The following is a 13,158-nucleotide window of genomic DNA, read 5'->3' as shown; positions in this document are numbered from 1 at the left end:
GGACGAACCGGTCGGCCCGGAGATCGCCGGGTGATTGAAGGCCGCGCCGATGACCGGATCCGCCCGCCGGGCCGAGGGGCCCGGCGGGCCCGAGGCGCCGTCTCAGCCGTCCGCGCGGGCCGTGGCCAGGAGTTCCTCCGCGTGGGCGCGGGCCGTCTCGGAGTCCTCCTGGCCGGCCAGCATCCGCGACAGTTCACGGACGCGGTCCTCGCCCTCCAGGACGGTGACGCCGGACCGGGTCACGGACCCGTCGCTGGTCTTCTCGACCAGGAGCTGACGGTCCGCGAAGGCCGCGACCTGGGGGAGGTGCGTGACGACCACCACCTGCGCCGACTTGGCGAGCTTGGCGAGCCGCCGGCCGATCTCCACGGCCGCCTTGCCGCCGACGCCCGCGTCGACCTCGTCGAAGAGGTAGGTCGGCACCGGGTCCGTACCGGCGAAGACCACCTCGACGGCGAGCATCACCCGCGACAGCTCACCGCCTGACGCGCCCTTGGCGATCGGCCGCGGCGGGGCTCCCGGGTGCGGGGCGAGCAGCAGCTCGACCTCGTCGGCGCCGGAGGGCCCGTACGCCACGCTCCGGCCGCCGACCTCGACACCCGAAGCCTCGTCGGCGGACTCCGTCTGACGGATGTCGAAGGACACACGGGCGTGAGGCATGGCGAGGGAGGACAGTTCGGCGGTGACGGCGTCGGCGAACCGGGCGGCCGCCTCCGTACGGGCGTCGGTGAGCGCCTGCGCGAGGACCGACAGCTCGGCCCGCAGCGCGTCCCGTTCGGCCTCCAGCTCGCCGATCCGGTCGTCGTCGCTCTCCAGCTCGGTGAGCCGCGCCGCGTTCTCCTGCGCCCAGGCGAGAACGGCGGAGACGTCCTCGCCGTACTTCCGGGTGAGCTGGGTCAGCGCCGCGCGCCGCTCCTCCACGACGGCGAGCCGCCGCGGATCGGCGTCCAGGTCGTCGGCGTACCCGGCGAGCTCCCCGGCGACGTCGGCGAGCAGGATGGAGATCTCCCCGATCCGGTCGGCCAGCGCCGCGAGCGCCGGGTCGTGCGACCGTACGCCGTCGAGCGCGCGCCCGGCCCCGGCGACCAGGGTGGTCGCGTCGACGGCCTCCGGGTCCTCCGGGTCCCCGACCAGCGCTCCGTGCGCCAGCGCGGCGGCGGAGGCGAGGGCCTCGGCGTGGCCGAGCCGTTCCGCCTCGGCGGCGAGTTCGACGTCCTCGCCGGGCAGCGGCTCGACGGCCTCGATCTCACCGAGCCCGAAGCGCAGCAGATCGGCCTCCTGGGCCCGCTCCCGGGCCCGCGTGGTGATCTCGTCCAGCTCGGTGACGACGGCCCGCAGGCGCCGGTACGCCTCCCCGTACGCGGCCAGGGGCACGGCGACGGCGTCACCCGCGTACCGGTCGAGGGCCCCGCGCTGCCGGGCGGGCTTGAGCAGGCCCTGCTGGTCGGTCTGGCCGTGCACCGCGACGAGTTCGTCGGCGAGCTCGGCGAGCAGTCCGACGGGCACCGAGCGCCCGCCCAGGTGGGCCCGTGAGCGCCCCTCGGCCGAGATCGTCCGGCTGACGAGCAGCACGCCGTCGTCCAGCTCGGCGCCCGCCTCCTCGGCCCGTACGGCGGCGGTGGCGCCCGGAGGCACACTGATCCGCCCCTCGACGACGGCCGACGCCGCGCCGATCCGCACGAGGGCCGGGTCGGCGCGCCCGCCGAGCAGCAGCCCCAGGCTGGTCACGACCATCGTCTTGCCCGCGCCGGTCTCGCCGGTCACCGCGGTGAAACCGGGTGACAGCTCGACCACCGCGTCGTCGATGACCCCGAGCGACCGTATCCGCATCTCCTCCAACACGGGGAAGACCTTACGAGGTCCGGCCCCCGCTGTGCGACGACCCCTGCCGCAACAGCCCGAACCCGCAGGTCGCCGCGGCGTCTGTCACCCGTGGGAGTGGGCCGCCCGGGGCGGGCGCCCGGCCGGCGCGCCGGGCGCCGGACCTCAGTGCGGCGCGCCGCGCCAGCCCGAGACGGGGAGGGCGAACTTCGCCACGAGACGGTCGGTGAACGACGCGTGGTGCAGCCGGGCAAGGCGCACGGGCACGGCACCGCGCCGCACCTCCACCCGCGCACCGGCCGGGAGTTCGACGGTCCGGCGCCCGTCGCACCACAGCACGCCGTTCGGGGTGTGCGGCTCGACCTCCACCGCGAGCACCGACTCCGGCGTGGTCACCAGGGGCTTCGCGAACAGCGCGTGCGCCCCGATCGGCACCATCAGGAGCGCCTCGACCTCCGGCCAGATCACCGGTCCGCCCGCCGAGAAGGCGTACGCCGTGGAGCCCGTGGGAGTCGCGCAGATCACTCCGTCGCAGCCGAAGCCGGTCACCGGGCGCCCGTCGATGGCGACCACGACCTCCATCATGCGTTCCGGGGACACCTTCTGGACGGCCGCCTCGTTCAGCGCCCAGTCCCGGTGCAGCACGTCGCCGTTCTCGTACACGACGACGTCGAGGGTCATCCGCTCCTCGACCTCGTACGCCCGCGTGACCACCCGGTCCACGACCTTGTCCAGGTCGTCGCGCTCGGCCTCGGCGAGGAAGCCGACCCGGCCCAGGTTCACGCCGAGCATGGGCACGCCGGAGGCGCGGGAGAACTCGGCTCCGCGCAGCAGTGTCCCGTCGCCGCCGAGGACGACGAGCAGCTCACAGCCGTCGAGCGCGTCGGGACGCGCCTCCGGCACCATCTCGACCGACGGCGGCAGCGTCAGGTCGGCCGCCTCCGCCTGGAGTACGCGCACGCCGATCCCGCTGCGCAGCAGTCCCAGGACGACGAGTTCGGCACTGCGCACGGCGGCCGGACGGCCGGTGTGCGCGAGCAGGAAGACGGTACGCGTACCTGTGTTCAACGAGGTCCCTCCGCCACGGCGCGGTCGACATCCGCCGGATCGAGCGCGGGCGCCCCGGCCCGCAGCCACAGAAAGTACTCGACGTTGCCCGAGGGGCCCGGCAGGGGGCTGGCCGTGACGCCGAGGACGCCGAGCCCGAGCTCGGCGGCCCGCCGCGCCACGTTCCGTACGGCGTCGGCCCGCAGTTCGGGACTGCGGACCACACCGCCGGTGCCGAGCCGCTCCTTGCCCACCTCGAACTGCGGCTTGACCATGAGCACGAGGTCCGCGTCGGGGGCGGTGCAGGCAGCCAGCGCGGGCAGGACGAGGCCGAGCGGGATGAACGAGAGGTCTCCGACGACGAGGTCGACCGGCTGTCCGTCGATCGCGTCGAGGGTCAGCTCCCGGACGTTGGTACGGTCCTTGACGGTGACCCGCTCGTCGCTCTGCAGCGACCAGGCGAGCTGGCCGTAGCCGACGTCGACCGCGACGACGTGCGCGGCGCCGGCCCGCAGCAGGACGTCGGTGAAGCCGCCGGTGGACGCTCCGGCGTCGAGGGCCCGCCGTCCCTCGACCTTCAGCCCCTGGGGGACGAAGGCGGCGAAGGCTCCGGCCAGCTTGTGGCCGCCGCGGGAGACGTAGTCGGGATCGTCGTCGTCCTGGGCCACGACGATGGCCGCGGCCGTCTCGACCTGCGTGGCGGACTTGGTCGCGACGGTCTTGCCGACGGTCACCCGCCCCGCGGCGATCAGCTGGCCGGCGTGCTCGCGCGAGCGCGCGAGCTTACGGCGTACCAGCTCGGCGTCGAGTCGGCGGCGTGCCACTCCTGCCACGTTCGGTTCAGCTCCTGTGGTCGTTCGGGTCGGACGAGGGGTTCGGTCCGGGGCGTACGGCGTCGAGCGAGGTCAGCTCGTCGCGCAACCCCCGGTGTACATCCTCGTACACCTCCAGGTGTCCGTCCGCCGGGAGGTGGTCGGCGTCGGCGAGACGGCCGAGAAGAGCGTCCACGCCGGGGTGACCGGTGTCGGCGCGCTCGACACCGAGGGGCGCGGGCCCAGCGGGCGCGAAGTCGGCGTCCGCGAGGCGACCGACGGCGTCGGGGCCGGCGGTACCCGTGGCGTCGGGGCCGGCGGAGCCGAGGCCGGTGCCGTCCGGGCCGGGGCGGGCGGAACTGCGGCCGACGACGCCGGTGCCGTCAGGCCCAGTGCCCGTGCCGTCAGGCCCAGTGCCCTCGGGCACGGTCCTGCCAGGCCCCACGCCGTCAGCGCCCGTGCCGGCGGCCCCGTGGGCAAGGGCGCCCCGGTCGGCAGCCTCGCGACCGGCGGCACCCGCATCGGCGGCCTCGGTGCCGGTGTCGTCAGACCCGGCGCCCCGGCCGAGGCCGGTGCCGTCCGGGCCGGTGGGGCCGGTGGAGCCGGGGCCGCCACCGGCCGGGCCCGTCTCCGCCCCGCCTCGCCGGTCCTCGGCCGTCGCCGGCCGGGGCCGGCTGAGCGACCGGGGCGCGGGCGGCGCCGGCCGCGGCGGGGGCGCCGGCTGCGGCTGCGGCTGCGGCATCGCGTCGTTCATCCCCCGACGCTATCGCGAAGCCCTGGGGTAACGTCGATCACGATGGCCACGATCATGGAGTGCCGCAGCGCGCTCGACAGACTTTCGGACAACCTCGCACGGGCGGACGGGGAGGTCCGCGGCGCCGCCGCGCTCGACCGCACCCTGAGCTGCCACATCACGGACCTCGACACGACCTTCACCGGCCGCCTGGAGGGCGGCCGGATCGAGGTGGAGGACACGGTGGCGGGCCCCCCGCCCGGCAAGGCGCAGATCCGCCTGGCGATGACCGGCGACGACCTCGTGGCGATGGTGGCTGGCGAGCTGAACTTCGCCAAGGCCTGGGCCTCGGGCCGGGTCAGGCTGGAGGCCGGCTTCCGCGACCTGCTGCGGCTGCGGTCACTTCTGTAGGACGGACGCCCGGCTCCCGGACGCCCGGCCGCCTGCCTCTCGGCCCCCGGCGTCCGCCCCGCCGTTCGCCTGTCCGCCAAAGACCTGCCCAGGCGCCCGGCCCCGGGCCTTGCGCCCCGCCGGGACCACCAGCGGTGTCCCCGTCTCCGGGTCGTCGATGACCTGGCAGCGCAGCCCGAAGACCCGCTCGACGAGCTCGGCGGTCACGACCTCGGACGGCGGTCCCTCCGCGACGACCTCGCCGTCTCGCACGGCGATGAGGTGGGTGGCGTACCGGGCGGCGTGGTTCAGGTCGTGCAGCACGGCGACGAGCGTCCGGCCCTGGGTCTCGTGCAGCTCGGCGCACAGGTCGAGGATGTCGATCTGGTGCTGGATGTCGAGGAAGGTCGTCGGCTCGTCGAGCAGCAGCAGCGGCGTCTGCTGAGCGAGCGCCATCGCGATCCACACCCGCTGGCGCTGACCGCCGGACAGCTCGTCGACGTACCGCTCCCCCAGCTCCCCGACACCGGTCGCGGCCATCGACTCCTGGACGATCCGCTCGTCCTCCGGCGACCACTGGCGCAGCAGCCCCTGATGAGGGTACCGGCCGCGGGCCACCAGGTCGGCGACCGTGATGCCGTCGGGCGCGATGGAGGACTGGGGCAGCAGGCCGAGGGTCCTGGCGACCTTCTTGGCGGGCATCGTGTGGATGGTCTGCCCGTCGAGCAGGACCCGGCCCTCGCTGGGCTTGAGCATCCGCGACAGGGCGCGCAGCAGGGTCGACTTGCCGCAGGCGTTGGGCCCGACGATGACGGTGAAGGAGTTGTCGGGGATCGCGACGGACAGGTCACGGGCGATGATCCGCTGATCGTAGGCGAGGGTGACCGACTCGGCGCTGAGCCGCTGCGTCTGACTCTGACCGTCCATGCCCGTACTCCTGTTGTTCTTGTCGAGGTTCGTGTCGGCGCTCATACCCGGCCCGCCTTGCGTTCGGTGACGAGCAGCCAGAGCAGGTAGCAGCCGCCGAGGATCCCGGTGACGACACCGACCGGCAGCTGGCGCTCGCCGAAGGCGTTGGTCGCGGTCCAGTCGGCGACCAGGAGCAGCGCCGAGCCCATGAGGGCGGAGGCGCCGAGGTTGGGGCCGGGGGAGCGCGTCAGCCGGCGGGCCAGCTGGGGGGCGCTGAGGGAGACGAAGACGATGGGTCCGGCGGCGGCCGTGGCGACGGCGACGAGCGTCACGGCGGAGCCCATCAGCACGATGCGGGTCCGCTCGACCCGCACGCCCAGCGCGAACGCCGCGTCGTCGCCCATCTCCAGCATGCGCAGCGGCCGTCCGTGGGCGAGGATCAGCGGCAGCAGCAGGCAGCAGACGCCGAACAGCGGCCAGAACTGCGTCCAGTCGCGGCCGTCGAGCGATCCGGTCATCCAGACCACCGCGCGGGTGGCGTCGACCAGGTCGGCCTTGGTGATGAGGTAGTGGATGACGGCGGTGAGCATGGCGGCGGCGCCGATGCCGACGAGGACGAGACGGTAGCCGTGCACCCCGCGCTTCCACGCGAGGAGGTAGATCGCGGCACCGGTGACCAGACCGCCGACGACGGCTCCTCCGGCGGCGGCGAGCGCGTCGCCCTGGAAGAGCACGATGACGGTGAGCGCGCCGACGGTGGCGCCCTGGCCGAAGCCGATGACGTCGGGGCTGCCCAGCGGGTTGCGGGAGACGGACTGGAAGACCGCGCCGCCGATGCCGAGGGCGGCGCCGACGAAGACGGCGACGAGGATCCGCGGCAGCCGCAGCTGCATGACGGCGAACTCCTGCACGGCGGTGCCGTCTCCGAGCAGGGTGGTGACGATGTCGCCGGGCGCGATGGGGAACTCGCCGGTGCCGAGGACGACGACGGCGGCGGCGAGGGTGAGGACGAGCAGCCCGAGCACGGAGACGGCGACGCGGGGTTCGTAGCGTACGGAGAGCCCGCCGCCGATCCGTATCGACTTGGTGGTCACAGCTGGGCCATCCTCTTGCGGCGTACGAGTCGAATGAAGACGGGGCCGCCGACGAGCGCGGTGACGATGCCGACCTGGAGCTCGGAGGGACGGGCGACGAGCCGTCCGACCACGTCCGAGCCGAGGAGGAGGACCGGTGAGAGCACGGCGGCGTACGGGAGGATCCAGCGCATGTCGGGGCCGGTGAGGGCGCGCACGAGGTACGGGACCATCAGCCCGATGAACACGATGGGGCCGCAGGCCGCGGTCGCCGCGCCGCACAGCAGCGTGACGGACACCATCGCGATGATCCGGGTGCGGTTGAGGTGGGCGCCGAGGGCGCGGGCCGTGTCGTCGCCCATCTCCATCGCGTTGAGGGGCCGGGCGATGAGCAGGGCGAGGACGACGCCGACGAGGATGAAGGGGGCGACCCGGCGCACGGTCTCCATGTCGGCGGAGGCGAGCGATCCGACGGTCCAGAAGCGGAGCCGGTCGAGGGCGGCGGAGTTCAGCAACTGGACGGCGTTGACGTAGCCGTAGAGCGCGGCGGTGGCGGCGGTCCCGGCGAGCGCCAGGCGCACGGGGGTGGCGCTGCGGCTCCCGCCGAGGACGTACACGACGACGGAGACGACCGCGGCGCCGAGGAACGCGAACCAGACGTAGTCGGAGACGTCGGTGATCCCGAGGAACGCAATCGCGGAGACGACGGCGGCCGCGGCGCCGGCGTTGACACCGAGGAGACCGGGCTCGGCGAGCGGGTTGCGGGTGAGGCCCTGCATGACGGCCCCGGACAGGCCGAGCGCGACGCCGACGAGCAGACCGAGGAGGGTCCGTGGCACCCGGACGTCATGGATGATGACGTCGTTTCCGATGCCGCTGTTCTGGAACAGCCCGTGCCAGACATCGCCGAGCGGCACCGGTTTGGCGCCGATCATGATGCTCAGGACACAGACCAGCAGCAGGACTCCGACGGCCGCCACCAGCCCGACGGCGCGCGCGGAGTTCCGGCGCGTCGGCGGCTGGGCGGGACTCGTCGGCTCCGCGCTCGCGGGGGAACGACTCTCGACCAACACGGAGTTAGGTTAGCCTACCCTGCCATCTCGACCAGTCGCCCGGTACGCCGAACCGGCCTGCCCGCCCTACGCCCGCCCGCAGCCCCGACGCACGCCGAACGCCCGCGCACCATCGACCCCCCGCGCCCCGGCCGGCCACGCACCACCGGGCCCGACGTCCCGCGCACCACCCGGCCACGCACCGCCGACGCCCCGCGCCCCAGCCGGCCCACGCACCCCCCGGCCCGACGTCCCACGCCCCCCGGCCGGTCGCCCTCGGTCCCTCAGCGCCCGAGCCGTTCCAGCGCCTTGCCCGCGTCCAGGCCGCACGCTCCGGCGCCCGCCTCCGACCAGGCCGCCGCGCACAGCGCCCGCACCCCGTCCAGGATGTCGTCCCCCTCCCCGTCGAGCACCAGCGCTCCCCCGTTCACCGAAGCCGTCCATCCGCCGCAGGCGAACCCGCCGTCCTCCGCGTCCACGACCTCCGGCTGCCCCGCGAGCAGTCCCCGCAGATCCGCGTCCACATACGTCGGCCGGTGTTCCGGCACCGCCGCGAGGAGCTGCGCCACGTCCGTCACACCGGTGAGCACCAGCAGCGAGTCCACACCGCCGTTGAAGGCCCCCTCGATGTCGGTGTCCAGGCGGTCCCCCACGACCAGCGGCCGCTTCGCCCCGGTCCGCAGCACGGTCTCCCGGTGCATCGGAGGCAGCGGCTTCCCCGCCACCTTCGGCTCCCCGCCCGTGGCGATCCGTACGACCTCCACCGCCGCCCCGTTCCCGGGCCCGATCCCCCGCGCGCCGGGAATGGTCAGGTCCGTGTTCGACGCGTACCACGGCACGCCCCGGGCCACGGCGTAACTCGCCTCCGCGAACCGCCCCCAGGGCATGTCCGGCCCTCCGTACCCCTGCGCCACCGCCGCAAGGCCCTCCTCGTCCGCCGACTCCACCGGCACCAGGCCCCGCTCGCGCAGCGCCACCCGCAGCCCTTCGCCCCCGATGACCAACACCCGGGCGCCCTCGGGCACTTCGTCGGCGATCAGCCGGGCCACGGCCTGCGCGGAGGTGATCACGTCCCCCGCCTCGGCCGGCACCCCCAGCTCGGTCAGGTGCTCCGCCACGGCGTCCGGCGTCCGCAGCGCGTTGTTGGTGACGTACGCGAGGTGCATGCCACCGTCCCGCGCCTCGCCCAGCGCCTCCACCGCGTACGGGATCGCCTCCCCGCCCGCGTACACCACGCCGTCCAGATCCAGCAGCGCCGTGTCGTACACCTCGCTCAGCGGACGCTCGCTGCCGCCGGGCCGGTTCCTGCCCTGTCGGCCCCGACCGCCGCCACCCTCGCCGTCACCCATGACCTCGTACTCCTCACGTCGTGTCGCGTACTCCCCGCTGCCCCCGATCATCGCTCATAGCCACCACCCACTTACGATTGCGTAATGAACACCTCAGGTCCCGCGGCCGATGACGTCCGCGCCGACGGTCTGCGCCTGTTCCCCTTCCGGGGACTCCGCTACGTCCCCGAACGGGTCGGCAGCCTGGCCGCCGTGACCTCACCGCCGTACGACGTCGTCGTCCGGCCCGACGGGCTGCTCCACCTCGAGTCCGCCGACCCCCACAACATCGTCCGGTTGATCCTCCCGCAGGCCATCACCGCCGGCACCCGCCACCGCAAGGCCGCGGTCACCCTGGACCGCTGGATCGCCGACGGCGTCCTCGCCCCCGACCCGGAACCCGCGCTGTACGTGTACGAACAGCACGGCGACGGCATCCTGCAGCGCGGCGTGATCGGGGCGCTGGAGCTGTCCGCCCCGGCCGAGGGCGTCGTGCTCCCGCACGAGGACGTGATGCCGCACATCGTGGAGGACCGTGCGGCGCTGATGCGGACGACGGCCGCCAACCTGGAGCCGCTCCTGCTCACGTACCGGGGGAACGGCGACGGCGCCGCCGACGTCATCGAGCGCACCGCCCAGGGCGAGCCGCTGCTGTCCACGACCACGGAGGACGGCTTCTGCCACCGCCTGTGGTCCGTCACCGACCCGGCCGACGTGGCCGCGGTCAGCGCCGGCCTCGCCGAGCACCAGGCCCTCATCGCCGACGGCCATCACCGCTGGGCGACCTACCTCAGACTGCGGGACGAACACGCCTCCCCCGGCCCGTGGAACTACGGCCTGGTGCTCCTCATCGACACCGCCCGCTATCCCCTGCGGGTGCGCGCCATTCACCGCCTGCTGAACCGCCTCCCGGTCGCGGACGCGCTCGCGGCTCTCGGCGACGACTTCCGCGTCCGCCGCGTGGAAGGGCCGCTGCCCACCGCCCTGGAGGCCCTGGCGGCCGCCGCCTCCGAAGGCAACGCCTTCCTCCTGGCCGGCGACGGGGCGTTCCACCTCGTCGACCGGCCGGCCCCGGACCTGCTCGCCCGCACGGTCCGCACGGACCGCCCCGACGCCTGGCGCACCCTGGACGCCACGGTCCTGCACGCCACCCTCCTCGACCACGTCTGGCGCATCCCGGACGCCGCCGAGGACATCGCCTACATCCACGACACCGAGGCCGCCGTCGAGCAGGCCGAGCGCCGGAACGGCACGGCGGTGCTGATGCATCCGGTACGCGAGGAGGTCGTACGGGACCTGGCACGGCAGGGCGTCACCATGCCCCGCAAGTCGACGTCCTTCGGCCCGAAGCCGGCGACGGGCCTGGTCCTCAGAAGCCTGGCACTGGACTGAGCGTACGACGAAGGGCGGCGCCCCCGTGGGGGTGCCGCCCTTCGTCACGCGAGGTCAGGCCTTGAGGCCCTCATCGCCTTCGTCCTCGTCGTCCTCGTCGTCGTCAAGGTCGTCGTCAAGCTCGTCGTCGACGTCGTCCGCCTCGACGAGGGTCTCCGCCTCGGGGGCGACATCGACGACGGCTTCGACACCGGCATCGGCATCGGCATCGGCACCGGCGACGGTCTCGTCGATGACGTCCACGAACTCGACTCCGTCCAGCTCGGCGAGACGGTCGGAGGCGTCCGTCGCCCCGTCCTTGTCGGCTTCGAGCGCCTTGGCGAACCACTCACGGGCCTGGTCCTCGCGGCCGGCTGCCAGCAGGGCGTCCGCGTAGGCGTACCGCAGCCGCGCGGTCCAGGGGTGCACGGCGGTGGAGGCCAGCTCGGAGCTCTGCAGGGTCACGATGGCCGCGTCGAGCTGCCCCATGTCCCGGCGGGCACCCGCGGCGACGAGCCGCATCTCGACCTGTCCGGCCTTGTCCAGCTTCTGCGTCTCCGGCTCGCCGGCCATCGCCAGCGCCCGCTCGGGACGCCCCATTCCGCGCTCGCAGTCGGCCATGACGGGCCACAGCTCGACGCCACCGTTCATCCGGCGGGCGGCCCGGAACTCGGCCAGCGCCTCGGAGTACTTCTGCGTCGCGTACGCGGCGAAGCCGGCGGCCTCACGCACGGCGGCGACGCGGGACGCGAGGCGCAGGGCGATACGGGAGTACTCGTACGCCTGCTCCGGGTCCTCGTCGATCAGGTTGGCGACCATGACGAGGTTGCGGGCGACGTCCTCGGCCAGACCCTTGGGCAGGCTCATCAGCTCCTGCCGCACGTCCTGGTCGATCTCGTCACCGGTGACCTCCGCGGGAATCGGCAGCCGCTTGATCGGCGCCCGGTCCGGACGGTCCCGGTCACGGTCCTCCCGACGGCCGTAGCCACCACGGTCGTCACGGCCGCGATACCCACCACGGTTGTCGTCCCGACGGTCGTCCCGACGGAAACCGCCACCGCCCCGGTTGTCGCCCCCGCGATCGTCGCGCCGGAAGCCACCGCCACCGCGGTTGTCGTCACGGCGGAACGGCGGCCGCTCGCCACCACGGTTGTCATCACGCCGGTCGTCACGACGGAACGGCGGGCGTTCCCCACCGCGGTCGTCACGACGGAAGGAGGGACGGTCGTCACGGCGCTCGTCCCGACGGTCATCGCGACGGAACGGGGGACGCTCGCCACCACGGTTGTCATCACGCCGATCGTCACGACGGAACGGCGGACGCTCGCCACCACGGTTGTCATCACGCCGATCGTCACGACGGAACGGCGGACGCTCGCCACCACGGTCGTCCCGACGGTCATCGCGGCGGAACGGCGGCCGCTCGCCACCACGGTTGTCATCACGCCGATCGTCACGACGGAACGGCGGACGCTCCCCACCACGGTCGTCCCGGCGGAAGCCACCGCCACGGTTGTCGCCACCACGGCTGTCATCGCGACGGAAACCGCCGCTGCCACGGTTGTCCCCACCACGGTCGTCACGACGGAACGGCGGGCGCTCGCCACCACGGTCGTCCCGACGGAAGGAAGGACGGTCGTCACGGCGCTCGTCGCGCCCGAAACCGCCGCCGCCTCGGTTGTCCCCGCCACGGTCGTCGCGACGGAACGGCGGACGCTCCCCACCACGGTCGTCCCGGCGGAAGCCACCGCCACCGCCACGGTTGTCGCCACCACGGTCATCACGGCGGAACGGGGGACGCTCGCCACCACGGTTGTCGCCACCACGGTCATCACGCCGGAAGGGGGGACGCTCGCCACCACGGTTGTCATCACGCCGGTCGTCACGACGGAAACCGCCGCCACCGCCACGGTTGTCACCGCCACGGTCGTCACGGCGGAAGCCACCGCCGCCACCGCGGTTGTCATCGCGACGGAAACCGCCGCCACCGCCACGGTTGTCACCGCCGCGGTCATCACGACGGAACGCCGGACGGTCTCCGCCACGGTTGTCGTCACGGCGGAAGCCACCGCCACCGCCACGGTTGTCACCGCCACGGTCATCGCGACGGAACGCCGGACGGTCCCCGCCACGGTTGTCGTCACGGCGGAAGCCACCGCCACCGCCACGGTTGTCGCCGCCACGGTTGTCGTCACGCCGGAAGCCACCGCCACCGCGAGTGTCCCCACCACGGCTGTCACCGCCACGGTTGTCGTCACGGCGGAAACCGCCGCCACCTCGGGTGTCCCCACCACGGTTGTCTTCTCGACGCGGGCCACGGAAGCCGCCCCGCTCGCCGCCGTCCCTGCTACGCGGCTCGCGCTCCGGACGGTCGTCGGGAGAGTTGGTGGACATCGACGTGACTCCTGTCTTCGGGTACTGCAGTCATTCTCGCGCAGCCGGCACCCGGACGCGCTTCGGAAAGATACTGGACAAACAAAAAGGACCCTTGGTCCCAGCGTGAACGCTGGGACCAAGGGTCCTGAAAGATTGTTCGGCGGCGTCCTACTCTCCCACAGGGTCCCCCCTGCAGTACCATCGGCGCTGAAAGGCTTAGCTTCCGGGTTCGGAATGTAACCGGGC

The 13,158-nt window shown here is 73.6% G+C and carries 11 protein-coding genes, 1 rRNA gene and 1 pseudogene; 2 read left to right on the top strand and 11 right to left on the bottom strand.

Annotation, left to right across the window (positions count from 1 at the left end):
• Window positions 1-102 precede the first annotated feature (102 nt).
• The 4 genes from recN to ACZ68P_RS18135 form a co-directional block, all read right to left on the bottom strand.
• A complete protein-coding gene (recN, locus tag ACZ68P_RS18150; protein ID WP_471007722.1) occupies window positions 103-1,830 on the bottom strand; it encodes a DNA repair protein RecN in 1,728 nt (575 codons plus the stop codon).
• Between the two features lie 156 nt (window positions 1,831-1,986).
• Entirely contained in the window at window positions 1,987-2,889 is a 903-nt protein-coding gene (locus ACZ68P_RS18145; RefSeq protein ID WP_365721089.1) for an NAD kinase, read from the bottom strand.
• On the bottom strand, window positions 2,886-3,701 hold the full coding sequence (locus tag ACZ68P_RS18140; RefSeq protein WP_471007187.1) for a TlyA family RNA methyltransferase: 816 nt from the start codon (window positions 3,699-3,701) through the stop codon (window positions 2,886-2,888). The genes ACZ68P_RS18145 and ACZ68P_RS18140 overlap by 4 nt, the downstream gene beginning before the upstream one ends.
• Window positions 3,702-3,708: 7 nt before the next feature.
• Window positions 3,709-4,434, bottom strand: coding sequence for a hypothetical protein (locus ACZ68P_RS18135; RefSeq protein WP_471007186.1), 726 nt, complete (start codon window positions 4,432-4,434; stop codon window positions 3,709-3,711).
• Window positions 4,435-4,476: 42 nt separating this feature from the next.
• Between ACZ68P_RS18135 and ACZ68P_RS18130 the strand changes: the two genes are divergently transcribed.
• A complete protein-coding gene (locus ACZ68P_RS18130) occupies window positions 4,477-4,824 on the top strand; it encodes an SCP2 sterol-binding domain-containing protein (RefSeq protein WP_471007184.1) in 348 nt (115 codons plus the stop codon).
• Here the strand turns inward: ACZ68P_RS18130 and ACZ68P_RS18125 are convergent.
• From ACZ68P_RS18125 to ACZ68P_RS18110, 4 genes are all read right to left on the bottom strand, one after another.
• Window positions 4,813-5,730: an ABC transporter ATP-binding protein gene (locus ACZ68P_RS18125; protein WP_471007720.1), complete on the bottom strand. Its 918-nt coding sequence runs from the start codon at window positions 5,728-5,730 to the stop codon at window positions 4,813-4,815. The genes ACZ68P_RS18130 and ACZ68P_RS18125 overlap by 12 nt on opposite strands.
• A gap of 41 nt (window positions 5,731-5,771) precedes the next feature.
• Window positions 5,772-6,806, bottom strand: coding sequence for a FecCD family ABC transporter permease (locus ACZ68P_RS18120; protein ID WP_471007182.1), 1,035 nt, complete (start codon window positions 6,804-6,806; stop codon window positions 5,772-5,774).
• Window positions 6,803-7,855, bottom strand: a complete 1,053-nt coding sequence (locus ACZ68P_RS18115) for a FecCD family ABC transporter permease (protein WP_471007718.1) — start codon at window positions 7,853-7,855, stop codon at window positions 6,803-6,805. Before ACZ68P_RS18115 ends, ACZ68P_RS18120 begins: the two co-directional genes overlap by 4 nt.
• Before the next feature lie 266 nt (window positions 7,856-8,121).
• Complete coding sequence (locus tag ACZ68P_RS18110; protein ID WP_471007717.1) at window positions 8,122-9,186, bottom strand: HAD-IIA family hydrolase; 1,065 nt, start codon at window positions 9,184-9,186, stop codon at window positions 8,122-8,124.
• 84 nt (window positions 9,187-9,270) lie between these two features.
• On the opposite strand from ACZ68P_RS18110, the gene ACZ68P_RS18105 reads away from it, so the two are divergent.
• On the top strand, window positions 9,271-10,557 hold the full coding sequence (locus tag ACZ68P_RS18105; RefSeq protein ID WP_471007179.1) for a DUF1015 domain-containing protein: 1,287 nt from the start codon (window positions 9,271-9,273) through the stop codon (window positions 10,555-10,557).
• A gap of 54 nt (window positions 10,558-10,611) precedes the next feature.
• On the opposite strand, the gene ACZ68P_RS18100 is transcribed toward ACZ68P_RS18105, so the two are convergent.
• From ACZ68P_RS18100 to rrf, 3 genes and pseudogenes are all read right to left on the bottom strand, one after another.
• Window positions 10,612-11,418, bottom strand: coding sequence for a tetratricopeptide repeat protein (locus ACZ68P_RS18100; RefSeq protein WP_471007715.1), 807 nt, complete (start codon window positions 11,416-11,418; stop codon window positions 10,612-10,614).
• A 600-nt stretch (window positions 11,419-12,018) separates the two neighbouring features.
• Window positions 12,019-12,930: pseudogene (locus ACZ68P_RS18095) on the bottom strand (hypothetical protein); the annotation flags it as partial.
• A gap of 137 nt (window positions 12,931-13,067) precedes the next feature.
• Window positions 13,068-13,158 (bottom strand): 5S ribosomal RNA (gene rrf / locus ACZ68P_RS18090); the annotation flags it as partial.

The sequence above is a fragment of the Streptomyces sp. NPDC036822 genome, from assembly GCF_055609145.1.
Note: the sequence above shows the minus strand (reverse complement) of the source record. Positions and strands in the feature narration are given on the sequence as shown.